Source organism: Cohnella algarum, from assembly GCF_016937515.1.
Lineage (GTDB): Bacteria > Bacillota > Bacilli > Paenibacillales > Paenibacillaceae > Cohnella > Cohnella algarum.
Genome location: NZ_JAFHKM010000002.1, coordinates 5,022,634 through 5,049,248 on the forward strand (window position 1 = coordinate 5,022,634; position 26,615 = coordinate 5,049,248).

Consider the following 26,615-nt stretch of genomic DNA (forward strand, 5'->3'; position numbering starts at 1 on the left):
CTTACCCCCTTAACAGCCGCATCCGGGATTCGCAGCCGTCAGGGGCCGAGAGCTCCACCTCGACTCCTTCCGGCGCGCGCACGTCAAGCTCGAACACGCGTCCTCCCCCTTCGTCCCTCATGCGCCAGGACACGTCGATGCGCCCGCCGGCCGGCAGCGGCACCGCCCCGCGCGCCCATTTCAAGTCGCCCGGCTGGGGCGAGACGCGAACGCGGCTCCAGCCGTCGGCTTCCTTGCGGACCCCGAGCACGCAAGCGCCCAGGAAGTAACCCGGCGCCGCCGACCAGGCATGGCAATGACTGCGGGTCAGCATGTTCGGGTTCGGGCGGTTTTCGGGGAAGTCCGGATACATCTCCCAGCACGTCGTCGCCTCGTATTCGATCATTTGGCCGAACTGCTTGCGCATGTCGTCGAGCATAATGTCGTAGCGGCCGAGAGCGGCCAGCGCCTCGTAGTAGAAGAAGGCCATGAACGGGCTGCCGATTTGCACGAACTGTTCCGGAGGCTGCGCCAAATATCCGGCCAGCCGTTCTTTGCGGTCGCCTTCGGCGACGCCGTTCAAATAAACGATGACCTGCGTCTGAAGGCTGAAAATCCCGGAGCGCCGCCCGTCCGCATGGATGCAATCGATATACGCCTGCTGCTCTTCGCTCCACAAATGCTCGTTGATCGCCTTAGCCAGCGCCTTGGACGCTTCCGCGAAGTCCTTCCCCCGTCGGATATACCCGGACCACTCCTTGCCGAAATCGAGAACGAACTCGGTATCTCCGTCCGGGTATATGGGCACGATCGCAGGCACTCGCCCGGCCATGCAGGCGGCCTGCAGCTCCATCGCAACGGGATGGCTTGTCTCGCTTCGCTTCCAGATGCTTTTCCCGAACACCGAATCGCTGGCGACGAGTTCGGGAGGGAACGGGCGGACCCATTCCGCAAAGCCTTGCAAATCGGCGGCCGAAGCGGCTTCGCGAAACCGTTCGTACGTTTCGAAACGCTCGAACGCCCCGGCGTCGAGCTCCTTCTCCCCGCCGAAGCCCGCGTAATCGTCCAGCGGCGAAGGCTGCTCCAGGTGGTCGATCGTCGTTTTCGCCGCGAACGGGCCGATCAGCGCGAAGGGCGACTCCGTCCCTTCGTCCGCAAGCGGCGACACCAGCTCGAACGGAGCCTCGCAATCGATGCCGAAATGCAGCCCCGTCCCGTGGTCCGTCCCCGCGGTCTCGATCCACACGAAGTTATCCCCTTCGCGCAGGCGGACGCGCGCATAGCGCTCGGGGCGCTGCCCCTCCATCTCGCTTGCCTTGAAGCGCCGTCCGTTCACGCCGATGCCCTTGAACGCGTTGAACCCGCTCAAGAAGCCGAACGTCGCATCCGCCGCTTCGCTCGCGCGGACGACGAAGGCGACGTAGCCGACGAACGAGACGTGGTTCGCGTGCAGGACGCTGTCCGGAAGCATGGCGTTCCGGATGTCCAGGCAGGTGGTCCAGGCGACCGGCTGCACGCGCTTGAGCGATTCGACCCGAATCGGCCATAGCGGCTCCTCGGTCAGCGGGGGAATATCGCTGGGCACGAGTTTCGGCCACGGCTCGCAGCCGGGCTTGCCGATCGCTCTCGCGCGTTCCCACCGCGCGGAATCCTTCTCTCCGACCGTCCAATCGCCGTCCCACAGGCGCGCGTCGACGCTCTCGGAAAAGCCGAGCTGGCACGACATGCGCGGCGTTCGCCGGTCGTAGCCGGCATGCGCCGCCGTCTCCCAGGAAGCGTCCGTGCCGATGACGGCGCGGCGGCCGTCTGCGAACGAAACGTCAAGCTGCGCAAGCAGCCCTCCTTTTCCCAAAATATATTGAAACGTCGACAAGCCGTAGCTCATGACGAGAACGGCGATCGTATTTGTTCCCTTCCGAAGCAGGTGCCCGACCGGATGGGTATTGTAGCTCTGTTCCGCCGGCCACGAACGGACCGGCCCTCTTCCGCACTGCGTCCCGTTGACGAACAGCACGTAACGCGCGTCCGCCGTGATGGCGATTTCGGCGGCGCTCGCCGCGGCATCGGGCAGCTCGAACGAGCGCCTGAAGCAGCGCCATTCGTTGCGCGGGCATTCCTCTTCCCCGCCCCAAATCCATTCCGCCTGCCACTTTCGTTCTTCCCGTTTCATCTCGTCCGTTTCTCCCTCCTCGAAACTGTAGAATCCATCCCCTATTCTACTCCGGGAATTCGGCAGCTTTTCAGGTCGCTTCGGACATATAATAGGGTTCAATCGGACAAAAATATTGCCGGAAGAGCGAATTTCGTCTACCATTTTGGAAAAAGAGCACAGGAGGCCGCCCCTGCCATGACCGTTCATCGCCCGATCCACGTCACGCCCGGGTCGCTGTTTTTCGCGCCCGAGCTTCCCATACACGCCAACCGCGCGACCGAATCGTTTCAGCTTCAGGAGCATACCCACGACTTTATCGAAATTTGCATCGTCGCGGAAGGAGAAGGCGAGCACTATATCGACGGCACCCATTTCAAGGTGGCGAGGGGCGACCTTTTCTATATTCCGGTCGGGGTTTCCCACGTGTTTCGCCCGCGGTCCGCTGCGTCCGACAAACGTCTTTTCGTTTACAATTGCGTATTCGCGAGCTCCGTTATGGAAGACGTCTTTCGCCTGTTTCCGCTCGAGCGCGGCATGCGGACTTTTTTCGGGGAGTTGGAGGAGAAAAAGCGGTGGATCGCGCTTCGCGACGCGGCCGGGGAAGCCGAACGAACGCTGCAGCGGCTTTTCGTGGAATCGAAGCAGCGGGCGGAAGGCTACTCCGCCCGCCTGTACGCGGGGCTGATCGAGCTGCTCGTGTTCGTTTACCGGCGCAGCCGTTCGGGCGCCTCGAGCGCCGCCTCCCGCGAGGAGGGCGGGATTCGCGAGCTGCTCGGCCGCATCGACCGCGACTGCGCCCGGACGTTCCGGGCCGGGGACATCGCGGCCGAGCTGGGCGTCAGCGTCCGGCAGCTGCAAAGGCTCGTCAAGTCGGCGTCCGGCATGTCGCTCGGCGCGTATGTTCAGGAGGCGCGAATCAAGGAAAGCTGCCGGCTGCTGGGCGAAACCGCGGACAAAATCGGCGCGATCGCGGCGGCCGTCGGCTATCAGGATTTGAAGTTCTTCAACCGGTTGTTCAAGCAAAGGACGGGAATGACCCCGCGGGAATACCGGAGGAGATCGGGCAAGACGGCGGCGCACGGCGACAGAGGGGAATGACGCGGACGGAGAAACTTGTCCCGTTTCCAACGCATCATCTTCGGCTGTCAAAAACGAATTGGCTGCGCTATTAAGTCTATGATATAATTATGGATAATTATTATATTTATACCCTTTATTCCCATTCATAAGGAGTGGTGTCGTCTGCAAAATAAACTGCCGCTGGGCGAATCGCCGATCATCGGGTACCAATACCAGGCCTATTCCCTTATGATCAGCTCCATGCACCCTTCTTTTTGGGGATGGTTTTGCTGCAACTATTTGCAACTTCGAATCAGGCCGAATGAGCGTCCGTTTAAATTACACCTTTATAAGTTCGGCGAAAACGGGTATAACACTCCGTTCTTAGAAGACTTATACCTTCCGAAAACACTGATTCTAAGGTACGTCGCTCCAATCCCGTTCCTTCTGGATCAGTTGTCCGACAGTCGCTACGTCATGACCTTCGTAGACGAATATTATATCCCTCATAGGGCGGCCTATCGGAAATTTCACCATAACCATGACATTTTGATATACGGATTCGACCGCGAACGGAAAGTCTTTTACGTTGCCGGCTATAATGAAAATCGAAGACTCGCCTTTACGGAAGTCGGTTTTTCCGAGTTCGAACGGGCTCTTCACATCGGCGTTTCGGAAGGGGCGTTGGGGAAATGGACGAACGGGTTGCATTTATGGAAGCTACGCTTGGATGGGGAGTTCACCCCGAATTTGAAAACGATTGCAGAGCTGATGGAAGATTATTTATTTTCCCGCAACACCTCTCTTCGCTACCGCTTGTACCCGGATTCGAGCGAGGATATCTTCGGGATCGGTACGTATTCTTGCATTTTGGATTACCTGTCGAAAATAACCGGGAAAGAGGATATGGATATTCGCGTTTTTCATACCTTTTACGAGCACAAGAAAAGCATGGTCATCCGACTCGGCCGCCTGAAGGACGTCTTTGGAGCGGCGATCGAAGCCGAAACGATCGAAGCTTTCCGATCCATCGAAAAGCAAGCCCTCATCGTCCGAAATCTTGGCTTGAAATATGAGTTCAACGGAGACAAAAAAGCGATTGACCGCATGGCAGGAATCGTGAGGCAAATTCGATCGGAAGAGGAACGGATTTGGAGCTTGGCGGTCGAACAGATCAAACGACTCCTATAACGTATGTTTCGCTTTTTACAAAAATAGGCTCCCCATACCGCAACAGGTTTCACCTGTCTGGCGTCAGGGGAGCGTATCGCCTGCGTTTAGGACAATCCTTCAATTGATACCGAAGCCGGACTGGTATTCACGACGAAGGGGCTTTCGTCAAGCGAATCTCCGCCGCTTTCACATGGGCGGGCAACTGTTCGTAAGTCCCCAGCTCCTTGATGATCGGATAAATTTCCCTCAAGGCGTCGTGGCTCAATTTCCCGATCGTCGAATATTTGATCATATCCTTCGCGGTGATTCCGGAGAAAATCCGCGCGTAGTGGTTGGTCGGCAGCACCGCCGTTATGCCGATTCCGTAATTCGCCGCGGAGAAAGGCGTGTTGTCGCCGATCAGAATTTCTCCCGCATTGCGGATTCGGCCGACAAGCTCCCGTTCCGCATCCTTGTCGCAGACGATCATCAAATGTTCCGGCGCGAACCAGTCCACGAATTCGCATGCCTGCCGCATATCCGGCGCGACCACGATCGCTCCCTTGCCTTCGGGGCCGAAGACGCGGCGCAGAAATTCCTTGCGCTTCTCTTCGAACTCGTCGATGCATGACCCAAGCAGCGCTTCGACCTTCTGCGCAAGGGACGAAGAGTTCGTCACGAGAATGGACGACGAATCGGGGCCGTGCTCCCCTTCGTTGATCAGATCGTAAGCGACCTTCAGCGGATCGGCGGTTTCGTCGGCCAGGATCATGCATTCCGTCGGGCCGATGCCGAGCACGCTTTTTTTGCCGTAGGTCATGGCCACGCTCATCGCGGCCGCGATCCCGCCGGGTCCGGGACCGAAGATGCCGTCGACCTCCGGTATGGATTCGGTTCCTTGAGCGAATCCCGCGATGATCGACACGCCGTTCCCGATGACGAACGAGTCCGCCCCGGCCAGCTTCGCGGCCGCCACCGTGCCGGGATCGCCGTTGCCGTCCTTAAGCGGCGGCATGCCGACGACAATGTTCGGGACCCCCGCCGCTTTGGCGGCGACGACCAGCATGATCGCGGTGGAGACCAGCGGACCTTTTCGGGCGGGAATCCAGATTCCGACCGATTGCAGCGGCCGGACGTTCTCGCCGATCACCGTGCCGGGCCGAATTTCCTTCTCCCAGGATTCGGGCAGAAGGGCCAAGTTCGCCTCCCGAACGTTGCGAATGGCGTGGTCGATCGCGGAACGGAGCGACGGCGAAAGCGATTCGACGCTCTGCCGGACGAATGCCTCCGAAAGAACGATCCGGTCGATCGCCACTTCGTCGAACTTCCGGGTCATCTCGAACACCGCGCGGTCGCCGTTCGCTCCGACATCGTCGAAAATGGCTTTGATTCCGTTCAGATCGTCTCTGTTGAACAGGGTTTTATGTTTTTTGAATCGTTCGGCCAACGCTTCTTGCTCGGCAGGAATGCCGTAGATCAGACTTTCTTTTGGCATGGATCGACTTCTCCAATCGCGGCGATTTGAATTCCTGTATAACTTTTACATAAGTTAATTATATTGCCGATTCTTCCGCCAGTAAAGCGCCCGGAGGCGATCCGCGGCGTTTTTTGCACCATCTAGCTTCGGTTCGTCAGTTTCTCCAGGTCCTCGCGAAAGCGAACGTCTTCCGCGTCCGATTCGACGACGTCCTCGGGATCGTAGCGGGGAAAGAGGATCGACAGAATGGCCGCGCTCTCCTTCTTGAAATTGATAAAACCGTGCGGAACGCCGCGCGGGACTTTAAAGACGTCGCCCTTCTCGAAATCGTGCCTGACGCCGTCGATATAATAGGAAATTTCGCCTTTGATCAATACGTAAACCTCGTCCGTTTTGTGGTGAATGACGGGTTTATAGCGGGCCAACGGTTCGATCTCGACCAGATCGATCACGCCGCCCTCGAAGCGAAACACCGTTTCATAGGCAAGCAAATCGGGGATGACCGTCTTCATTGCGTTCAACCCTTTCACTGGATTAGCGCTTTGGCAACCCGTTATGTTTTCGCGGCCGGCGCGAACAGGCCGAGCACATGCTTGGCGACGGTTTCCGCTCCGTCGTTTCCGAGCGCATGCATGAAAGACTGCCGCTTGGACAGAACGGCGTCCTCCCGGCTTGTGCCCACCAATCGTTCAAAACCGTTCCGTACGGATTGCCGAAAGGATTTCCCCCGCAAGGCTTCTTCGAGCATGCGGAGAAGCCGCCCCGTTCCCTCGATTTCCCCGTGGCGCGCCGTTTCGCGGCAGATTTCCTCGAATCCCTCCGTTACAGCCAGACGGTCCGCCAGCCCGGCATCGATAACGGCTCTCGTCTGCAGCACCTGGCTGTAGTTGGTCGGCGGCAGCAATAACGTCGGGATTCCGAGACCGAACGTTTCATAGATCGAAGTCAAGCCGGGGACGATGGCAATATAGTCGCTATTCTTCAACTGTTCCATGAAGGCGGAATGCGGGAAGCGGGCCGCCGTTAACGACGTTTGGCCGGCCTTGCGCGCAGGGATGATCGTTTGCAGCTTTTCCGGGCCGCAGATCAACACCTCGTCCAGCCCCGCGCCGCGGGCGGCCTCCCAGCCGATTTCGGCAATCTGGCGGGCGTATTCGACCAGCGCTTCCTCTCTCGTGTCCGGATTGAACAATCCGCCGGTGCTGATGAGCAGCCTTCTTCTCCGGTCGGCGCCGGGTCGCGGTCTCTCCAGAAGATGCCGATCGAGCAGCGGGGCGATTCGAATCGGATTGCGGATCGAGGGGTCGACCGGGAAATCGGTCAAATAAGCCTGCATCAAAAATTTGTCCGCGCCGGCGAGCAAATCCTGCGGCCGCTTTATCTGCGCAAGGCGGGCTTCGTTATCGTACAAACCGCGGATCGAATCGATCTGGGATTCGATCTCGGGATGCATCCAGGGCAAAATATCCACATATACGACCGGCACCCGCCGCTGCTTTGCAAAAATCGCCAAGACCGGGTTCGTGTTGACCAGCGCCAATGAGGCGCGCGAAACGACGTCCTGGATTTGTTCAAGCGCGGAGAAGCTCTCGGTATTGACCTCGACGATACGGTCGATGGCCGGATGACCTTGCAAAAATTCCAATGAGCTTCCCGTTCCGAGAAACACGATGTCGAACGATCGCTTTTCCGCGCCAATCGCATCGAGTATCGTGGAAACGGTCGAAGCCGGACCGTAGCAGTAGGAGCAAGCATCGACCAGGATATAGTCCGACGGCGCGGCGTCCGGCAATCTTCCGGCTGACAATGGCTTCACCTTCCCTCTCCCCGATCCGGGCTTCAATCGACCTTTCGGATAAGCGGCAGCGGGTTTTCGTAGTTCCAGATTTTCGAGAACGAGACCGACATGCACTCTTCGCATGTCGGATGCTTTTTGTAATCGTTGCCGAACGCGGCTCTGGCTTCCGAGGACAGGATTTCCTCCAGCGGCTGCTCGCTTAAATCGCCGTAGACGATGTCGTCGTCCGACGACATGACGCAGCAGGGAGTCACCTTGCCGTCCATCAGGACGTACAAGCCGTTGTTTACCCAAGGGCACCGGTGCTGCTGCGCGATATCGAAAGGAGCGTAAATATCGAGCCGTCCGTATTTCAGTCGCAGCAGCTTGACCTCATGGCCTAAACCCTCGCGCTGCCGGGCGGTTAAGTTCCCGTCCACCCCTTCCATCGGATAGAGCGGAATGAACTGAATCCCGCTGCATCCCGATCGGGCCGCGAACATGCACAGCGGCTCCAATTCCTCGATCGTCCGTCCGGAAACGACGGCGTTCAGAACCACGTTCAGCCGCGGATTGATGTCCTTGAAAGCCCGGATGTTTTCCGCGATCCTGTCCAGGCTCCCGCCGATGCGAACGGTTTTCCAATATTCCGGCTTCAGGCTGTCCACGCTAACGTACAACACGTCCGTCATCGGCAATAGGTTCGGGACCCGCCGATTCATCACCATCCCGTTCGTCACGAGCTGCACCGATAAATGCGGCATGCCGCTCTTCAACAACGAAACCATGTCCAGCAAATGCGGATACAGGAACGGTTCTCCGAATCCCTGGATGAGAACTTGCCGAAGCTCGGGCAGCTTCCCGAGCTCGAACACGATCCTCTCCATAAGCGGCTTGTCCATATGGTCGACGCTGTCGCCGTAAACGAGCGTTCGGGCGCAGTACGTGCATTTCAGGTTGCACGCCTTGGTAGGCTCGATTTGAACCCAATGAATGTGCCGCATCCATGATCCCTCCTTCTCCCGGGAACGCGTCTATTTGACCAGCTTCGATCCGAGCGATTGAGGCGGCTTCGCCTGCGGATCGACAAGCAATTCGACGAGATAAGGACCGTCGGTTCGCTTTGCCCGGAGAAGCGCCTCGACGAATTCCGTCTCCGAAACGGCTTTTGCGGCCGGGATCTTCATGGCGTTCGTCAGCTGCACGAAGTCGATATCGGGCATGTCGGTCCCGACGTATTCTTCATTGAAGATGTCCCGCTGCCAATGCATCTGGGTCCCGTATCCTTTATTGTTAAACACGATCCAGACGCACGGAAGGCCGTACTGCACCGCGCAACTGATCTCCTGCAGGTTCATCATGAACCCGCCGTCGCCGCATACCGAGTAAGCTTTCCCGCTGCCTTTGAGCACCGACGCGATGCCGACCGCCGCGCCGAGGGAGTAGCCCATCGCGCCCCATCCGTAGTTCAGGAACAACCGGTTCGGGTGCCGGATCTTCAGCGAAAGCATTCCCCAGTAGGCGTTTTCGCCCGAGTCCAGGATGACCGCGTCGTCGTTGTCCAAATATTCCGTCAGCAGCGAATACGCCTTTGCCGGATGCAGGTAGTTCGGATCGTTGCGGCTTTCCAGCACCCGGTAAGTCGGATAATAGCCGTGCAGGCTTTTTTGCTCCCGGATGAACCCGGTCGGATCCTCGAAAGCGAATCGGCTCCGGGCTTCCGGCATCGCCTGCAGCACGTCGGTCAGAGAACCGTGAATGAACAGCCGCGGCGTCAAATTTCGCCCCAATTCCCTGCGGTCGATATCGACATGGATCAATTTTTTGGCGATTTCTTCGTTCCAGCCCAGCGTCGTCAAATATTGCAGCGAAATGCCGAGGCCGACGATCAGATCGGACCGCTCGAGCAAATATTGATTCGCGACATCCTGCCCGTAGCACCCGATCATGCCCAGCGACAGCGGATGGGTTTCGTCTACGATGCCCCTTCCCCCCAGGCTGGTGCATACCGGAATACCGCAGGCTTCCTGCACCTGCCGCAGCCGTTCGACCGCCGTCGGTCCGGCGGCGTATACCCCCTGCCCGGCCATCAGCAGCGGGCGCTTGGCCTCTTGAAGAAGGGCGATCAGCCTCCGGATGGCGTCGCCTGCGACGGGCACGTCCGAAATCGGTTCGTCCAGGACGTCCATTTCGATGCCGGCGTTGCCGGAATCTTCGCACTCGAGCAAAAAATAATCCGTCGGAACGTCCAAATGAACGGGCCCCGGTCGGCCGCTGGTCGCGATCCGGTACGCTTCCCGGATCGCGCTTTCCGCATCGTCCCCTTTTTTCAGACGATAGCTCGTCTTGCACACGTTCCGGTAAATCCCCATAATATCCGGCGACCGGTTGACGCCGGAGCCTTCCTGGATGCCGCCTTTCCCGAGTTCGTCCGAAGCCGCTTGTCCGGTAATGACGATCAGCGGGATCGAATCGTAGTACGCTCCCGCGATTCCGGTCAGCAAATTGCTGGCCCCCGGTCCCGACGTGCTGATGCAGCACCCGCAGTTTCGCGTGATTCGGGCGTATCCGTCCGCCATATAGGCCGCTCCCTGCTCGTTTCGGGCGGCGATCAGCCTTAGCCCGTTTCTTCGGTTGATCGCCTGGAACAAAGGCAGTATGCGCCCTCCGGACACCCCGAAAATGGTTCCGATCCCCAGCTCCTCCAACGTCTTCGCCATAATGTCCGAGTTGGTCGTCCTGACGACCGAAGCCGCTTTCATCATTTTCTCCCGCCCTTTCTAATTAAGATAGCGTTCCAGCAGCTCCGTAATTTTACGAACGGTCTCGAAATTCTCGAACAATAAATCCTCGTCTTTTATTTCGATCCCGTATTTTTCTTCCAGCAGAACGATCATATTGATGATTTTGACGGAGTCCAATCCCATCGAGATCAGGTCGTCTTCCGGATCCAGTCGTCCGCCGGCAACCGAATCGTCCAAAATGCCGGTCAACATGCCCATAATATCCTCTTTCACGAACATCAACGGATTCCACTCCCTCGTCTCTCTACTTTTCGAGAATGTTCATCAAAATGCTTTCGATCGTATCCTCTTCCAGACGCAACGACGTAATCGTTTTCCCCTGGGCCGACAATAACGCGACGGCTTCGCTGGCCGGCAGCATCCGCTTGTCTCCTTCGATCGTCTGGACTCCGTCGAGGGCGGATACCAGCCGAAGCCCCGGGAAATCCAGCCGTAACGGTTCGGCGCAGCCGACGGCGATCGTATAGGTATAACCGAACGTATCCTTGAATCTGGCGACGGAGCCGTCGAAAAACAGCTCTCCTTGATGAATGAAAATGATCCGGCTGCATATTTTCTCGATATCCGACATGTCATGGGTCGTCAGCATGACGGTCACGCCGTCGTTTCGGTTGATTTCGGCGATGTAGTCCCGGATTTTGCTCTTGGCCACGACGTCAAGGCCGATCGTCGGCTCGTCCAAATACACGACCTTCGGATCGTGAAGAAGCGCGGCCGCAATATTGGCCCTCATCTTTTCGCCCAGGCTCAATTGCCTGACCGGCCGGTCGATAAACTCTTCCATGTCCAGCAATCGGGTATACATCTCCACGTTGCGGCGGAATCGCGTTTCTTCGATGCCGTACATCTTCTGATAAAGCTTGAAGCTGTCCGACATCGGCAAATCCCAAATGACGCGCGACCGCTGGCCGAACACGACGCCGATCTGCCTGGCGTTTTCCTGCCGCTGCTTGTAGGGGATCAGGCCGTCGACCTTGACCGTTCCCGACGTAGGCGTCAGCACGCCGGACAACATTTTGATCGTCGTCGACTTGCCGGCGCCGTTCGTTCCGATATAGCCGACGATTTCCCCGGGCTCGATCGAGAAGCTGATGTTTTTGACCGCTTCCTTGATGACGCGCTCCCGGCGGAACAACGATTTGACGTGGTTAATGAAGCCGGTCTGCCTTTTGTTGATTTCGAAATGCTTTGTCAGATTTTCGACTTCGATAATGGCCATGGACGTCTCCCGTTAAGAACCCGTACTCTGGTATTTTTTCAAATTCCGATTCCAGAACCGCACGCCGCATCCGAAGACGAGGAAGCCGACAACCGGGGTCAGGAATTGAAGCGCCGCGATCATCTCCCATTCCCCTTCCTTGTCCAACAGATAGTGGGCCGGATAGTAGTTGATAAAGGCGTAAGGGAGAATAAAGGTCAGCGCCGCCTTCAAGACGACCGGAAAGATCGAGATCGGATAGCGGATAAAATTGATGATTTCGAAAAAAAACAAGCTGATCAGCCGCTCGCCCCGAACGACCCGGAAGCTCGGCGCGGATAAGAACAGCATGCTTCCTCCCTGGATGAGGGCCCCGCCCAAAATGCACAGAATCAACATCAGGAGCTTCGCCGGCGTTAACGCGAGATCCAGGTTGGCGATGCTGACGGCGAGAACGACGAACGCCAACGCGAAATGCCGAAGGTAAACCGCGCTGAAGTTGGACATGATTTCGTACGCCAACGGGTGAACCGGCAGCGTTAGCGAGCCGTCGAAATCGCCGGATTGAATGCGATGGCTCAACGTCATGCAGCTGCCGAAAAAAAACGATCCGGCGATGGCATACGACATCAGCTGCAACGCATACAAAAAAACGATCTCGTCCCGGTTCCAGCCCAGAAGGGTTTGAAATTTGCTGACCAGAATCCACAGCAGCAAAAAATCGACGGCATACGAAAGCATCTGCGAAAAAGACGACAGCAAGAAGGCGCTTCTGTATTCGAACTCCTGCTTGTACTTGACCGCGACAAACGCTCTAAACGTCGAGAGCCATGCCATCCCGCACCGTTAACCTCCTTGGACGAATACCTTTTCGGCGGCTCGTTTCCAGACGATCTTTTCGATCGCAAGCAAGATCGCCATCCATGCGACCTGCATCGCCATCGTCTTGACGGCCTCGCTCGCGTCCAAGCCTAAATAAATTTCGATCGGCTCGAACGTGATATAGCGAAATGGCAGCCAATCGCACAGAACGGCCAGCCAATCCGGATAAAACCATAACGGCACCACCCCCCCGCCGAACAGCTTCGTCAAGCCGGCAATCAAAAAGCCGATATAGTAGGGACTGACGATCCAAAATGCCGACAGGCTCAAAATATAGATAATATGGTAGGAAATTAAAATGCCCATGACGATGGACGGTACGAACAACAGAAAATGCAGGGCGGATGCGGGTGCTGCGGCTCCGTACAGGAGAAACGTCGTCAAGATGGTAACCGTTCCGTAAAACAAAATATCGAACAGATTTTCGCCGATGCTTTCGGCAAACAGCTTCCATTTGAATTCCACCGGCATCGTAAAGTCGACGATAATGGAGCCGTCGCGGATCCGGTTGCCGATAATCGAGCTCGCTTCGAAATACGTGAAGTAGCCGACGACGCTGTTAATGATCACATAGGACATCATCTCCCGAAGCGTGATATCGACCGTTCCCGCTTGAATGAGCGCCGTCCAGAGACTTCCTTGCAAAATCGCGACGGCGAAGCCGTTCAGCATGATGAGCCATGCCTGGGAACGATAAACGAAGCGCTGGTGGAAGGCATATCGGACGATCATGCGGTAGAGCGGAAAGTTCCGGATCAAGGACGCTCCCATTTCTGCACCTTGTCTTCCAAGCGTCTACAATACGCCTGTGACCAGATTGATTTTCTCGATGTCGGCCGCCGTCAGCTCCGGCTCCAACAGCCCGAATAAATCCGGATGATCCAATCGGGTCTCGAAATCGATGTTCCAGGCTCTCTTTTCGCTTTCGGCAAGGCCGTACATCCGAAGGTCCCGAACCGCTCGGGGCGTCTCGAACCGCTTGGCGTGCTCGGCCAGCGCCTCGTCCCGGAAAACCCGATTCGTGTAATGGAAAAGATAGTACAGAATGCCGTCGAGGTCGTACGTTCGGCTGTATTCCAGCAGCTCGTCGATTCGGGTCTCCATATGCCGCTTGTAAAAGCAGTAAATGTCCTGGAACATATAGGTCGCGAACGGATTTTTCAGCTTGAAGCCGTAAATCGAGTTCATTTCCTTATAATGATGCAAGCAAAGCTCGATAAACGCATGCATTTCGGACAACGTTTTGACCGTCGTTCCATGCAGGTTCATCCGGACCGTATCCGACAGAACCTCCGAAAGAGCGATTCGCTTGCCGTCGTATTCTCCCCAATAAATGTCGACATTCACGTCGATATTCATCAGCCGGGTGTCGTATACATAGTAAAAAGGCGCGACTTGGTGGGAGCGGAGAAACATGATTTTCTCTCTGCGGGTAAGTTCCCTCGGATTGCCCCGTTCGTCGAACAACAGATTTCGAAAATGGTATTTATGCAAAATTTCCGTCACCCGGTTCAGCTGCTCCCGGGGCACCAGCAGGTCGATGTCCCCCGAATCGCGAAACCCCGGCTCGCCGTACGCCATTACGGACAGGGGCTCCCCTTTGATGACCGCATACGGAATGTCCTCCAGCTCTTCCGCGATCGGTTTGAATAAAGCGTACCATTCCGCGTTTTTTCGAAGGATCGAATCCTCTTGGATCCGCAGGTGTTCCGGATGTTGAACCTTCATTTAGACCCTCTCTCCCATCGTCAGCATCTTGAACGCTTCCGCGACCCGATTCATTTGTTCCCGGGTTCCGAACGATATGCGGATATGGTTGCGATACCCGAAGCCCGAAAGATCCCGAATCGCGATCTTGAATTGACGGTACATCCGCTCGACAAAGTCGGCGCTGTTTTCCATTCGGATCGTGACGAAGTTGGCCGAACTCGGAATATAGGGAATGCCGAGCTCCTCCAACGCCGTGCAGAACCATTGCTTGATCTCGTCGTTCCGCCGGACGACGTGCTTCAGATGCTCCCGGTCCCGAAAAGCCGCCAGGGCCGCCGCCGACGCGAGGCGGTTGAGATTGTACGGCAGCGCGTTGCGGCTGCTTTGAATCGCTTTCAGGTTTCGGTTGTTCGACAGAGCATAGCCGCACCTGAGGCCGGCAAGACCGTAAGCTTTGGAAAAGGTTCTCAAAATCAACGCGTTGTCGTGCCTTTTCACGATTTCTGCGCTCGCCTGTTCTTTTTCCGTATATTCGATGTAAGCTTCGTCCAGGACGAGCAGGGCGCCGTACCGCTCGCAAGCCTCGGCAAGGGGCCATAAGTCGCCGGGAGGGATAAACGTGCCCGACGGGTTGTGAGGGTTGCACAGAAACACCATCGCGGTATGCTCGTCAACCGATTCGCATAGGCTTCGCACCGTACGTTCGTCAATCGGGCATTCGACGAGCGACCTATTCGCCAATATCGCCGAATATTTATAGCCGCCGAACGTTTTTTCCGTCGTGACGACGTTAGGCCGCTCGCGATTCGCCAGCAAGGCTGTCAAAAAGATGAGCTCGTCCGTGCCATTCCCCAGAAAGACCGCTTCCGGATCCAAACGGTATCGGTTCGCGATTTCCGTTCGGAGCTCCAAATAATCGGCATCCGGATAACAATGAACGTTCGCGATTTCCGAATAAAGCGCTTCAAAGGCTTTCGGAGAGCATCGGTACGGATTTTCGCTAAGCGACAAACGGATGTCGCCGCCGTTCAACTTGGAGCCGCTGAAGATGGTAGGTTTAAATTCCGCGAGCTTGTTCGCCATGTGCATCTCCATTCTGCCGATCGATATTGGCCTAAACGCTTGTTTCCAGAAACTCGACCGCATCCAGCCGTTCCAACGCAGCCGCGTATCGCGTGAAGATTTGATCCGCATACCGGATTCTGAGTTCCAAATCGTAGTCGTCGGAGCCCAAATAATTGAGTTCCCGATAGAAATGGCACAGCAGCGATTTGCGGAAGTCGGCGAAAAAATGCTCGTAGCGATAAGACGTGCGCTGCAGCCCGGCCGCCGTATAATAGTGCCTGAGCAACCTGTCGCAATCGGCATCGTTCAGCCCGGGCTCCGCGTTTCCGACGAGAAACAGCGAAACGTCATAGGCCGCGTTCCCGGTTCGAGCCAACTGCCAGTCGATGACGGCCGCCAGTTCGTTCCGGGCGTCGAAAACGAGATTGTCGAGGCGCAGGTCGAAATGAAGCAACGATTGCGGACCCCGCTCGATTTCCAGCCATACGTCGATATAGCTGCGATTCATGGCATCGAACTTGCCTGCGAACGAGCGGGGCATCACGCCTTCGAAAAGCTGCCAGGCGTTGCGCCAATAGCGCCCGAATTTCTTCCGACTGAAGGACAGCTGCTCCGCCGACCATCCCTTCAGCGACGGACGGTAATCCTCGATCGAAACGAACCCGTGCCGATGAAATCCGGCCAGCTTCTCGAGAACGGAGGCCGCCGCGTCCGCCGAGCAGCCCTTGAACTGGTCGCCGACGGCAAAATCGCTTAAATCCTCCAGAACGATTACGAAATCTCCGGTTTCCTTGTCGTAATCGCTGTAGTAGCAGACCGGGTAAGGCAGCATTCGCTGTAAAGGCAGCACTTCGTTGTACGCATAGATCTCTCGTTCGTAGAAATTCAAATAGTTGAATACGTCTTTGCCGTCGTTGCTCTGGGTTTTGAGGATGAACGATTGCCGGCGGCATTCTCCGTCGCGGTCGTAATCCAGGACAAGCTTGTACACGCGGCTCGTCAAGGCGATCTTCGTCTTCATCGGCAGGAGATTGTAGCTCCTAAGCTCGGCCCCGGGCCGGGCCGCTTTCTTCAAAATGCGCTCGACGACCGATTCGCTGACAAGACGAACGGCAAGCGGGGTATCCGTCGGTTCCGCGTTCATGGCAAAGCTCCCTTCGTCCGGCCGAGGTCAGATCAATTGCTTGTTCGCATCCAGCACGCGGCCGATCGATTTATCGAACGCGGCCAACGTATGCTCCACTTCTTCGGCGCCGTGGGCGCCGCTCATGAACCATTGGGACAGCCAGGAGGAATTCGGATTGCTTCGCAAATCGCCTTTAAACAAGCTGACGCCGTTGTTCATCAGTTCTTCGATCAGCAAACCGTAAAGGGCAACATTGTTGCAGGTCAAAGCTTCGTAGCTGTTGGAAATGCCGGACTTCTCGGTGTAGTAAAATTGGAAGACGGAAGGAAAACCCTGCCAAATATGAGGGACGGACCGTTTGTTTAAAATGTCGTCGATGCCGGCGATCAGTTGGCTTCCGAACCGATCGAAGCGATCGTAGAGATCGCTGTTTTGAACGACGTCGAGGACCGTATGGGCGACGGCTACGGACAAGGGATTGGCATCGTAGGTAGCGGCCTGATATACCGAACCGTCTCCCAGGAGGCTCATGACTTCCGCCGTCCCGGCGCAGATGCCGATGGGAAGCCCTCCGCTGAACGCTTTGGAGTAGGTGACGATGTCCGCGTACACGTCGTAGTGCTCCTGCGCCCCGCCAAGGGCAAGGCGGAGCCCGGTAATGCACTCGTCGAAAATCAGCAGCGAGCCGTTTTGCCCGGTTTTCCGCCGCAGAGCCTGCAGGAAGCCTTCGGCGGGCGGAATCGGGCCCGCGTGACATAACACCGGTTCGCAAATGACCGCCGCAATGTCGTCCCCGTATTGACGGAATACTTCGTTCAGCTGCTCTTCGTCGTTCCATTCGATCGCGACGATTTTGGCGGCGTAATCGTCCAGAAGCCCTTTGTCGTAAGGAAGCTCCGGCACGAACCGGGCTATCTCCTCCGTAAACCATCCGTGATAATGTCCCCAGAACTTGACGATGACGCTGCGGTTCGTATAGCCTCTCGCCAGCCTGATCGCCAGATGAACCGCTTCCGAGCCGCTGTTGACCAGCCGCACCGCGTCCTTTCTGGCGAGCTTTTTGATCTTGTCGGCCAGTTCGTAGGCCAGCCGGTAATGATGGTCCCCCACGTTGACGCACTTGCCGGCCTGCTCCCGAATGGCCTCTACAATCCGCGGATGGGAATGCCCGAGAAGATGGCAGCAATTGCCGAGCAAATAATCGACGTACCGATTGCCGCGTTCGTCGACAATCCAGGCGCCGCTGCAGCGATCCACGTAAATGTTCGATTCGGAAAAACGGTTCGACAGGCTATCCAAGGCTTAACCCCTCCGTTTGGCGTTCCGGTTGGATATTCATCTTCCGGCAAAATTTCCGGAACGTCGTTTTATCGACCGCCAGCGCTCCCGCGGCGATGCGGCCGTTCGATCCTCCCGTGAGCAGCAGATGCTGCTCGTCCTCCGCGATGACTTCGAGGCGGGCGACTTCATGCTGCGTAAAGCGCGGATCGTAAACGACGACCCCGTCGATGCCGATACGCTTCATGCCGATAATGATCCGCTCCGAATCCGCGTCAAACGGCCGATAATCCATCACGCAAACGCCTTTTTTCGATTTGACCCAATTCACGAAGCTTTCCGCGGCATCGTCTTCGACTGGGAAAAACGGGGCGGCGGCAAACGAATGATCGGGAGGCAAATAGCCGATCAGGCCCAGCCGTTCGTTGCGGAAAACGCATGATTTGGCGATGCCGAACAGCACGCGAATCCGATCGTTCGCCAGTGCCTTGCAGCCCTCGATCGCCGTCAAATCGGCGCCGTAATCGAATAGTACGCCCGCCCAGTGCAACGAACTTCTCTCGTTCAGGTTCCGCAGCGCTTCTCCGACGTCGCCGTCGACTCCGCCCGCTTTGACGTTCAAATCGGCGTACTGCCCGTATTTGACGCAGTCGAGTTCGGGAAAGAGATATTGAAAATGCTCGTAATACTCGTTGCCGCAGTCCGGAGAGTGAATCAAATTTTCCATGTCGTTGCCGGACAGCCCGTATTCTCCCCGAATCCGCTGCTTGATCTCGATCAGTCTCGCGATGGCATAGGGTCCGCGGACCAGCAGCGCGATCACCTCCGACTTCGACATGTACTCGGCGTAGGCCTCGACGTCGAATTTGGTTACGATCCGGGTCAGGACATCCCGACGCTCCAGCTTCAGCGTTTTCGTTCGGACGACCTGGAGACCGTTCTCCGCGATCCGCCTGACCAATAGATCGTAAATCCCTCTTTTCACTCCGTCCGGCTTCAGCAGGACGATGCCGTGTTCCTTTTCCTCGGAAACTCTGTTCATGGCGCCTCCTTCCCGGAATCAGCCGTTATAGTGGCCTTCGATTTTATCCTTTAATTCCCGCAGGAACATGGCGGCTCTCTTGCCTTCGGTAACGCGATGATCGAACGAAAGCGACAAGGTGACCCGCCGCAGCCTGTCGTCGAACGAAGAGATGCCCAACGTCGCAGCCTGTCTCTCGCTGACGAGCGGCGCGAAAAACGCGACGCCGGTGTTGGACAGATCGCTGATCGTAAAGGTGCTTCCTTGCACATCCTGCGGTCCGACCGCCTTGCGGGCGTATTTCTTCATCGCTTTCATGACGGTGCTCTGGATTTCCGCCAAATCCATCCCCCGGACATCCGGCAGCTTCACCACTTTCAGCCCGAGGCCCATATCGATCGCCAGACCGATACGTACCGCTTGGTAGTAAGCGATGCCTCCGTTGGCATAGAACGCGTTCAATTCCTTGTATGGCTCCAGAAGCGCCGAGGCCCCTTGAATAACGACGGGCAATAAATAGCCGTTCGACTTTCGTTCGGGGAATCGGTCTACGAAGTCCACATGCGTATAGACCGTGCTGGAGACGCTCCCTTGCTTCAGGAAGCTGCCGATTTCCGCCTTTTTGACCGGGGCAAGCGGTCGATAAACGGTTTCGTCCGCAGAGGGCAAAGCATCCGCGCTTCTCCCGATGTCGGAAAGCGCTTGCTGCACGTCGCTCCTGCCGACCAAGTCCCGACCCCGGAATATCGACCGCTCCATCTCATATAACGAGATGAGCTCCAACGCCCCCTTCGAATAAATCGTCGCCTCGACGCCTCCTCCTTCCTCTTCGGGCGCTTCTTCGCGGCCGCGGCGCCCGGCGGAGGCTGCGAATGCTTTTTCCCCGTGAATTCTTGCCGCGACTTGCCTCAGTTTCAACGAAACGCCTTCCTCGCATAAATACTCGATATAGCCTTCGGCGCCCGCCTCGATCGATACGACGGCTTTCGACGCCTCGATTTCCAGAATCGTCTCCCCCGCTCGAATCCAGTCCCCGTTGCGGTGAAAAAGCTTCGTTACGCGGACAAATTCGTCGTTGACGAATTCCTGCGGAATGCAGATGTCTTGCAATACAGCCAAACCGTCGTCCCTCCGCTCCGTATCCATGATTTCAGCCGGGAATCCGTTGACGCCATGCAGCCTGGGATTTTCTTCCGATCGTTTCGATAATCCGGGTTCGGTTCACGAGAATGTCGGCCTCCAAATTTTTGTTGGACGGAATCGGACAAGGCAGCGAGGCGATCCTTTGAACGACGATTTTCTGTTCCGTTCGTTCGGACACGGCGGCGATGATCTCGCTTCCGATTCCGTGATGTCGGCTCCCCTCCTCGACGACGTATAAGTTCCCCGTCGTTTCGGCGGAGCGGACGATCACGTCGCAATCGATCGGTTTCAGTTTGGAAAGGATGAGCACTTCCGCCTTTACGTCGTGTTCGATAAATAACGGGACGATGCAATCCATCACCGCGTGGCTCGCTCCGCCATACGTCACGATGGTGGCTGTCGGAGGCGAAAGGACGGGGCGAATTCGGACGATCGGGTAGCCGTTGACGACGGCCTGCTCGGATTTGAAAGGGATCGGCGGCCTCGCAGCGACCGGCCGGGCATAGTCCAGCTTGTTCTCGATGACGATGACCGGCTCTTTTTCGTTGTCGAGAACGGACCTGTAGATCTGCCCCGGGTCCACGAACGAATTCAGCGCGACGACCTTGAGGTTGTCGACGGTCAGCAGCAGCTTGTCCAACGTTTGCGAATGCGTCGGGCCGTAGCCGCGCCCCCCTCCCATGGGCGTTCGGATAACGATCGGACACGCCGTCTGACCGTTGAACATATATCCGAACTTGGAGGCGTGGTTGACGATCTGGTCCATGCACAGCGTGATAAAATCGCCGAACATGATTTCCAGAACGGGCCGGTACCCCGCCATCGCCAGTCCGCTGGAAATGCCGGTGACGGCCGCTTCGCTGATGGGCGTGGAGAAGACCCTGCCGGGATATTTTTCGCTCAAGTCTTTGGCGACTTTAAACGCTCCTCCGTAAGGAAACGAGACGTCCTCGCCGATGAAAAGCAATTTCTCGTTGCGCTTCATTTCCTTTTCGAAAAACGAATGGATCCGATCGGCCTGCCGTTCGCCCGTTGCGGACAGCTCCGTCCAATCGCTTCGCGCCTCGCGCTCCTCCTCGCCGCTGAAGTATTCGCTCAAGCTCAATTCGCCGCCGGCTTCCGCTTCCCGGATCGTTTCGTCCAAATGCCGGTCGATATCGTCCACCAGCTCTCGATAAACGCGCGGATGCTCCTGCCGAAAAACGTGGATCGGATCGATCGCGGCATACCGCTCGACTTCGCTTGCATCCCGGTAATCGTCTCCCTTGGAATGCGGATTCAACCGGTACAAGTCGACCAGATGAAAGGCCGGCATGGATGCGTCCCGCACATAGTCCACGCTCGCTTTCGCATTGTCGAACAGCTGCTCCAGATGCCAGATATCGCTCTGGAACGTTCGAAGGCCGAAGCTTCTTGCCCGTTCCAAAATGTCGCCGGCGAGATGGTCCGCCAGTTTGGTGGATTGGGCGTAGTAATTGTTTTCGCATACGATCAGCAGGGGAAGCCGCCATTTGGCCGCGATGTTCATCGTCTCGTACAAAACGCCTTCCCCCAGCGTACCGTCGCCGATGAACGCCATGACCACGTTTTTCGCCGCGTTCAGCTTTAGCGCCATCGCGAAGCCGGCCGCGATCGGGACCATTCCGCCCTGAATGCCATTCGAAAAAAACTTGCGGTTGCAAAGATGCTGGCTGCCCCCGATCCCGCCGCAGGCGCCGGTTTTTTTGCCCATCAGCTCGCCGATCAGGCTTTTGCACTCTTTCGTGTAGGCGATATAGTGTCCGTGGCAGCGATGATTGGAAACGACGTAGTCGTCCGCGTCGATATGCCGCATGAACGCGACCGGCGAAAATTCCTGTCCGACGCAGGTATGAACGGTTCCATTCAGCTTGCCGAAGGAAAAGAGCTCCAGCAGCTTTTGCTCGGCCCGCCGGATCAAGATCGCTTCCCGCATGCATGCGATATCCGTCATGACGGTTCCTCCGAAGCGGCATGGGCCGGGAATTCAACCTTTCGGAAATCGAACCCTAACATGTATCCGCCTCCCGGAGCGATTTGTTCATTCGGTATTCGCTCGGCGTTACTCCGTAATGCTTTTTGAAATAGGTGGCGAGCTGGGATCTCGAGATGTAGCCGACCGATAACGTGATATCGTTGATGGACAAGTCGGTGTCGGCCAGCAGTTGCCGCGCCTTATCCACGCGAACTCTTTGCAGATGCTTCATCGGAGAGCAATGAAAGACCTTCGAATACGTGTTGCTCAAATAAACCGGATTGCACTGCAAGCTGTCGGCCAGTCCTTCCAACGTCAGAGGTTCGCGGTATTTCATGCGGATCGTCCGGTGAATCCAAATGAGACGGGGGTCTATCCTTCCGTGCGCCGGACTCGGTTTCGGCAAATTGAATTTTTGCAAAAGGGCGGTCAGCATGTCGCCGACGCTCTCGGAACCGGCGTCCGGGCACCGCTCGGACCAGGCATGGAGCGCTTCGGCGAACGTTCGGAACTCCGATTCGGTCTTGTCGCAGATGAGCGGGCGCATCGTTCTCAGCTGTTTCTTGTCTTTCGGGGCGAGCGCGGTCAGCTTGACCGTAACCGGCTTCGGCGAATGGTTTGCAATCGCGATCGCGCTGCCGATCGCCATGAAGCCGCCCGGCACGGCGTAGCTTTTGCCGTTTTTCTTGACGGTTATGGAATCTTCCGGCTCGATTACCAACAGCTTCGTCGCGTCCTCATGCCAGAGTTCCGAATATCCGGGAGTGATCGTCAGTCGAGGCATAGCGGCGTATACACTCCAATCCATCCTCTCACCTCCGAAATTTACATCCGGAAAATATTTTTACTTCATTTTAACGATGGCAATTACCTCACGCAATATAAATATGTATTAATCTGTAAAATTGATTCTCGTCTGTAAAATTGGCTGTTTACCCTTGCGATAAAATGAACGCATCGGCTCATGCCGGAGGGGAGAGGCGGGAACGCGGTCCCGATCGGAGGGAAAAATTGTCGATTTCAGGCGAGACCGCCGGATCGCGGACGCTAGCGGATTAGCATATCCCCGATGCGGCTAAGCTCGCTTTTTTCGTTTATTTCTATTTTTTTCAAAAGTTCGGTCATGAAATCGAGATTTTTTTTGTTAAATTTCACCGAATTTTTCAAATATAAATGATGTAAAATTCGAACATCCTTCCATACGTCTTGATAGCGCGAATAAGCTTCGCGATCCTCGATATAACCGATGTCCAGCAAATGCCGGATTCTTCGGAGCATAACGGTTTTATGGTTCAACAGCGTCTGGAAGGTCTTCATATGCAGCGAAGCTCCGGTTTCCGTCTGCGTTCGCAATCTGTCGGTCAGCAGCCGATAGATGCCGATCCCGAAGACGAGCTCGGACTGGTTCAGGTCGATCCCCAAATTGAAATTGGGAATCGCCGGAACCTCCGTTTTTCTGGAAAGCACGTAGTCCTCGAGCGCGCGGGCGAGATGCCGAGGGCTTAATTCGGGACGGATGCCGTAAGGACGATCCCGATACGGGAATCGGATCAGTTCCACCGTCCCGTTCATGCTTGTAACGTCCTGACCGACCGTCTTGAAGGCCTTTTCGAACAAGGCAAGCGGCACTTGCCGCTCTTTGGCGAATTTCGGGGGGAGGAGAAATAACCCGCGGCGAGAAGCGCGTCTTGCTCGGCATCGTAACCGTAGAACATCACGTGATGCGGATAATCGTACGTTTGGAATGCGGAGGTTCCGGGGATATAAAATTCATTGACCAGCGTGCTGAAGTAATAGCCTTGTTCGAGACAATCCAGCACGAAGCCCCGGATATCGGGAAACCATCGATTAACCTGATCGCGATGGAGCCGCGAAAGAAAAAGGTTGGGAATGTCCTGGGGGCGCGATGAGATGGCAAAGTGAATGAAGTCTGCCGTTTTGTCCGGAATCGCGAACAAATGAATGTAGTTGGCGTACACCCAATTCAGCATTTGCTCTTGCGTCAAGATGATCGATTGGACAAACGAATGCAAAGAATGAACGTCGACGATCGGGTCGGTTAACGGAAGGCATATGCTTCGGCTCATCCCCATCCCTCATTTCTATAAATTCCAGTAAAAGGATTCCCCCCTCATGTTATCCCTCCGTTATCCTGTCGTCAACTCCGGCGCTTGCGGCAAACAAACGTATGCCGGCCCCAATCCGGGGCGTCGGGCTTGCCCAGCAGCGCCGATCCCGGATAATAAGCGATGAACGCCATCTTCCCGCCCTTTGCCGCATGAGCGAACGCTATATGGAGCCGTTGACCGTTTCCGAACTGAGCGCCGTCGTCAATATGAGCCCGAGGCATTTCCAACGCTGCTTCAAAAGGCTGACGGGCCGATCCTTCTACCAAATGCTGCAGCATATCCGGCTGGAACGGAGCGAAAGCCTCCTCATCGACACCGACATGAGTGTCCAGTCGATCGCCCGCCACGTCGGAATTTCCGATCTGAAGCACTTTTACCACCTTTTTCATCAGAAATACGGCGTCACCCCCGCCGTCTTCCGCAAAAGGCTCGGCAAAGCCGACCTATAAGAACGAATCGCCGCAACAAAAAACCTTGCGCCGCAAGGACGCAAGGTCGGGAAATCCAGCTTGGCCGATTAGTGGTTGATCATCGCGGCCGGCTCCGCATTCGGAGCGTTCGTATCCTCGCGACCGGAATCCGTCGGCTTGGGCTGGCGCAGGAACAGGCTGAACGCGATGCCGAACGCCGCGACGCAAGCGGCGAGCAGAAACGTGTCTCCGTATCCCTGCACGACCGCCTGCAAAGGGTTGGCGCCTTCCGCGGCGGAAGCCTCATGCTCCTGGATTTGCGAGGTCAGGTAGCCGGTCAGCCCCGCGACCGCGAACGACACGACGACTTGCTGGGCCGCGGTCGTCAGCGGCGTCACCCGGGTGACGAGCCGGCGCGGCGCCGAGTTCAGGACATGCGTATTAAGCGGCATCATCGAGAAGCCCATGCCCAGCCCCATCAGGCCCAGCGAAACCATGATCGCGCCGGTGGCGGTGTCGACCGTAACCCGCGACAGCAAAAAGAGAGCGGTCGAGATGGCGGTCAGGCCGAAAAACGCGAGCGGCCGGGCGCCGATCCGGTCGAACAGACGGCCGCCGATGGGCATCCCGATGCCTGCGCACAACGCTTGCGGGAGCAGGATGAGCCCGGTTTCGAGGGCGCTGTAGCCTTTGACGGACTGCAAGTACAGCGGAACGATGATCATCGACCCGAACATCGTCAGCTGGACAACCCAGGCCAGCAAAATGCCGCGGGTGAAATCCGGGGAGCGGAACACGCGCAGCTCGAGCAGCGGCTGCTTTTGCCTAATCTCGACGAAGATGAACAGAACGAGCGCCGTGCCGCCGACGATCAGGCCGGTCAGCGTCTGCGCGGACGTCCATTCCGTCCCGCCCTCGCTGACGCCGAACGCCAGCATGGAAAACGCGATCGGCGCCAAGATCATCCCGAGAATATCCAGCCGCGGCGGTTCGAGGCGCTCGGCCTTCGGCAAAAACCGCATGCCCAAAATAAAGGCGACGATCCCGATCGGCAGATTGATCAGAAAGATCCAATGCCAGCTGACGGAATCGACCAGCCAGCCGGACAAAATCGGGCCGAGCGCCGGCGCCATCAGCATCGGAATGCCGAGCATCCCCATGATCGAGCCCCGTCTCTCCGGCGGAGCCAGCCGGAAAACCATCGCCATGCCGATCGGAGCGACCATCCCACCGCCGAGCCCTTGCAGCACCCGGAACAAAACAAGCTGGAACGGCGTCTGGGCCGCTCCGCACAGCACGGAGCCGATCGTAAAGAGCGTGATCGTCGTCAAAAACACCTGCTTCGCCCCGTAACGGTCGGTCAGCCACCCCGCGAGCGGGATGACGGCGGACAAAGCCAACGTATAGCCCGTCACGGTCCATTGAATCGTCTTCAGATCGGTCCCGAAATATTCGACGAGGCTCGGAACGGCGACATTGACGACGGTGCTGTCCAAAATTACCATGATCATGCCGACGATGATCGCCATCATCGCGGGCAGGATCGCTTTCAAAGAAAATTCGGCGCTCGGGCCGGAAGCTTGCGGCGCTGGATTCGACATCGGTTTCTCTCCACTCTCCCGTTATTTTTCTTTTGTATATTTGTAAAAGTAATGGTCAAAAAAATGCGAAATTTGCTCTTCGACCGGAAGGGAAGTCAGCAGCGGCTTGCTTGCGCCCTTCGTGTCCTCCCGACTGATGCAAGTCGCTTTGATGACGGGCGTGATGACCGCCGAAAAAATGTGCTGGATCATCAGCAGCAGCCGCTCCGGATCTTCCTCGCCCGTAATTTCCTTCAACAGCCCTCCGAACTTTTCCAGCCCGTGCGTCTTCAGAAACGTGACGTATTCGGTTTGAGAATCGAACAGGCTTTCCTGATCGAGCGCCCGCTTCAGGACTTGGGGCTGGTTTCGCATCGCTTTGACGTAATGCACGGTGAACTCGCGGAGCCGGTCGAGCGGCGCGAGTGACGCGTCGTCCAAAACGAACAGCGTTTCGCGAAGCGATTCGAACCGGATTTTCAGCGCCTCGTTAATCAACTTTTCCTTCGAGCCGAAATAATAATGCACGAGAGCCGAATTCGTGCCGGCCATTTCGGCGATTTTCCGCGTCGTGACGTTTTCGGCTCCTTGCGAATCGATCAATTCCTGCGTAGCTTCCAAAATTTTTTGCCGTGTCGTAAATCTGCACCCCCTTCTTTAACCAACGATTAAAACAACAG

Annotated in this window: 25 protein-coding genes; 3 read left to right on the forward strand and 22 right to left on the reverse strand. The window is 56.7% G+C overall.

Going from position 1 to position 26,615, the window contains the following annotated elements; translation table 11 throughout:
• Position 1: 1 nt before the first annotated feature.
• Positions 2-2,149, reverse strand: coding sequence for an alpha-L-rhamnosidase N-terminal domain-containing protein (locus tag JW799_RS22690; protein WP_205431795.1), 2,148 nt, complete (start codon positions 2,147-2,149; stop codon positions 2-4).
• 177 nt (positions 2,150-2,326) lie between these two features.
• Between JW799_RS22690 and JW799_RS22695 the strand changes: the two genes are divergently transcribed.
• Positions 2,327-3,229 (forward strand): AraC family transcriptional regulator, encoded by a 903-nt coding sequence (locus JW799_RS22695; RefSeq protein WP_205431798.1) that lies wholly within the window; start codon positions 2,327-2,329, stop codon positions 3,227-3,229.
• 711 nt (positions 3,230-3,940) lie between these two features.
• Positions 3,941-4,381 carry a hypothetical protein gene (locus JW799_RS22700; RefSeq protein WP_205431803.1) on the forward strand — a complete coding sequence of 147 codons (441 nt, stop codon included), beginning with the start codon at positions 3,941-3,943 and terminating at the stop codon, positions 4,379-4,381.
• A 127-nt stretch (positions 4,382-4,508) separates the two neighbouring features.
• Here JW799_RS22700 and hisD read toward each other — a convergent pair whose 3' ends face one another.
• The 19 genes from hisD to JW799_RS22795 form a co-directional block, all read right to left on the reverse strand.
• Entirely contained in the window at positions 4,509-5,837 is a 1,329-nt protein-coding gene (gene hisD / locus JW799_RS22705) for a histidinol dehydrogenase (protein WP_205431806.1), read from the reverse strand.
• Between the two features lie 122 nt (positions 5,838-5,959).
• Complete coding sequence (locus JW799_RS22710; RefSeq protein ID WP_205431809.1) at positions 5,960-6,331, reverse strand: cupin domain-containing protein; 372 nt, start codon at positions 6,329-6,331, stop codon at positions 5,960-5,962.
• Positions 6,332-6,372: 41 nt separating this feature from the next.
• Positions 6,373-7,635, reverse strand: a complete 1,263-nt coding sequence (locus tag JW799_RS22715; RefSeq protein WP_205431810.1) for a hypothetical protein — start codon at positions 7,633-7,635, stop codon at positions 6,373-6,375.
• A gap of 23 nt (positions 7,636-7,658) precedes the next feature.
• Complete coding sequence (locus tag JW799_RS22720) at positions 7,659-8,600, reverse strand: radical SAM protein (protein ID WP_080839716.1); 942 nt, start codon at positions 8,598-8,600, stop codon at positions 7,659-7,661.
• Between the two features lie 30 nt (positions 8,601-8,630).
• Positions 8,631-10,361: a thiamine pyrophosphate-binding protein gene (locus tag JW799_RS22725; RefSeq protein ID WP_205431811.1), complete on the reverse strand. Its 1,731-nt coding sequence runs from the start codon at positions 10,359-10,361 to the stop codon at positions 8,631-8,633.
• A 15-nt stretch (positions 10,362-10,376) separates the two neighbouring features.
• Complete coding sequence (locus tag JW799_RS22730) at positions 10,377-10,619, reverse strand: acyl carrier protein (protein ID WP_080839719.1); 243 nt, start codon at positions 10,617-10,619, stop codon at positions 10,377-10,379.
• Positions 10,620-10,644: 25 nt separating this feature from the next.
• Complete coding sequence (locus JW799_RS22735) at positions 10,645-11,619, reverse strand: ABC transporter ATP-binding protein (RefSeq protein ID WP_205431822.1); 975 nt, start codon at positions 11,617-11,619, stop codon at positions 10,645-10,647.
• 12 nt (positions 11,620-11,631) lie between these two features.
• Positions 11,632-12,435, reverse strand: coding sequence for an ABC transporter permease (locus JW799_RS22740; protein ID WP_080839723.1), 804 nt, complete (start codon positions 12,433-12,435; stop codon positions 11,632-11,634).
• 9 nt (positions 12,436-12,444) lie between these two features.
• The gene (locus JW799_RS22745) at positions 12,445-13,251 is read right to left on the reverse strand and encodes an ABC transporter permease (RefSeq protein WP_205431823.1); all 807 of its coding nucleotides are present in this window, start codon (positions 13,249-13,251) and stop codon (positions 12,445-12,447) included.
• 24 nt (positions 13,252-13,275) lie between these two features.
• Positions 13,276-14,208: a nucleotidyltransferase family protein gene (locus JW799_RS22750; protein WP_080839727.1), complete on the reverse strand. Its 933-nt coding sequence runs from the start codon at positions 14,206-14,208 to the stop codon at positions 13,276-13,278.
• The gene (hisC, locus tag JW799_RS22755) at positions 14,209-15,273 is read right to left on the reverse strand and encodes a histidinol-phosphate transaminase (RefSeq protein ID WP_205431824.1); all 1,065 of its coding nucleotides are present in this window, start codon (positions 15,271-15,273) and stop codon (positions 14,209-14,211) included.
• 31 nt (positions 15,274-15,304) lie between these two features.
• A complete protein-coding gene (locus tag JW799_RS22760; protein ID WP_205431825.1) occupies positions 15,305-16,399 on the reverse strand; it encodes a phosphotransferase in 1,095 nt (364 codons plus the stop codon).
• 27 nt (positions 16,400-16,426) lie between these two features.
• Positions 16,427-17,680, reverse strand: coding sequence for an aspartate aminotransferase family protein (locus JW799_RS22765; RefSeq protein ID WP_205431826.1), 1,254 nt, complete (start codon positions 17,678-17,680; stop codon positions 16,427-16,429).
• Positions 17,673-18,701, reverse strand: coding sequence for a nucleoside-diphosphate kinase (locus tag JW799_RS22770; protein ID WP_205431827.1), 1,029 nt, complete (start codon positions 18,699-18,701; stop codon positions 17,673-17,675). The genes JW799_RS22765 and JW799_RS22770 overlap by 8 nt, the downstream gene beginning before the upstream one ends.
• Before the next feature lie 18 nt (positions 18,702-18,719).
• A complete protein-coding gene (locus tag JW799_RS22775) occupies positions 18,720-19,799 on the reverse strand; it encodes a 2-oxo acid dehydrogenase subunit E2 (RefSeq protein ID WP_205431828.1) in 1,080 nt (359 codons plus the stop codon).
• Between the two features lie 31 nt (positions 19,800-19,830).
• Complete coding sequence (locus JW799_RS22780; protein ID WP_205431830.1) at positions 19,831-21,795, reverse strand: dehydrogenase E1 component subunit alpha/beta; 1,965 nt, start codon at positions 21,793-21,795, stop codon at positions 19,831-19,833.
• A gap of 55 nt (positions 21,796-21,850) precedes the next feature.
• Entirely contained in the window at positions 21,851-22,624 is a 774-nt protein-coding gene (locus JW799_RS22785; protein ID WP_205431832.1) for a helix-turn-helix transcriptional regulator, read from the reverse strand.
• A 239-nt stretch (positions 22,625-22,863) separates the two neighbouring features.
• Positions 22,864-23,388, reverse strand: coding sequence for a hypothetical protein (locus JW799_RS22790; protein ID WP_205431834.1), 525 nt, complete (start codon positions 23,386-23,388; stop codon positions 22,864-22,866).
• On the reverse strand, positions 23,385-23,903 hold the full coding sequence (locus tag JW799_RS22795) for a hypothetical protein (protein ID WP_205431835.1): 519 nt from the start codon (positions 23,901-23,903) through the stop codon (positions 23,385-23,387). Before JW799_RS22795 ends, JW799_RS22790 begins: the two co-directional genes overlap by 4 nt.
• A 191-nt stretch (positions 23,904-24,094) precedes the next feature.
• On the opposite strand from JW799_RS22795, the gene JW799_RS22800 reads away from it, so the two are divergent.
• Positions 24,095-24,394: a helix-turn-helix domain-containing protein gene (locus JW799_RS22800; RefSeq protein ID WP_275901548.1), complete on the forward strand. Its 300-nt coding sequence runs from the start codon at positions 24,095-24,097 to the stop codon at positions 24,392-24,394.
• A gap of 68 nt (positions 24,395-24,462) precedes the next feature.
• Here JW799_RS22800 and JW799_RS22805 read toward each other — a convergent pair whose 3' ends face one another.
• Both JW799_RS22805 and JW799_RS22810 read right to left on the reverse strand, forming a co-directional pair.
• Positions 24,463-25,956, reverse strand: a complete 1,494-nt coding sequence (locus JW799_RS22805; RefSeq protein ID WP_080839746.1) for an MDR family MFS transporter — start codon at positions 25,954-25,956, stop codon at positions 24,463-24,465.
• Positions 25,957-25,977: 21 nt separating this feature from the next.
• Positions 25,978-26,556 carry a TetR/AcrR family transcriptional regulator gene (locus tag JW799_RS22810; RefSeq protein WP_275901482.1) on the reverse strand — a complete coding sequence of 193 codons (579 nt, stop codon included), beginning with the start codon at positions 26,554-26,556 and terminating at the stop codon, positions 25,978-25,980.
• Positions 26,557-26,615 lie beyond the last annotated feature (59 nt).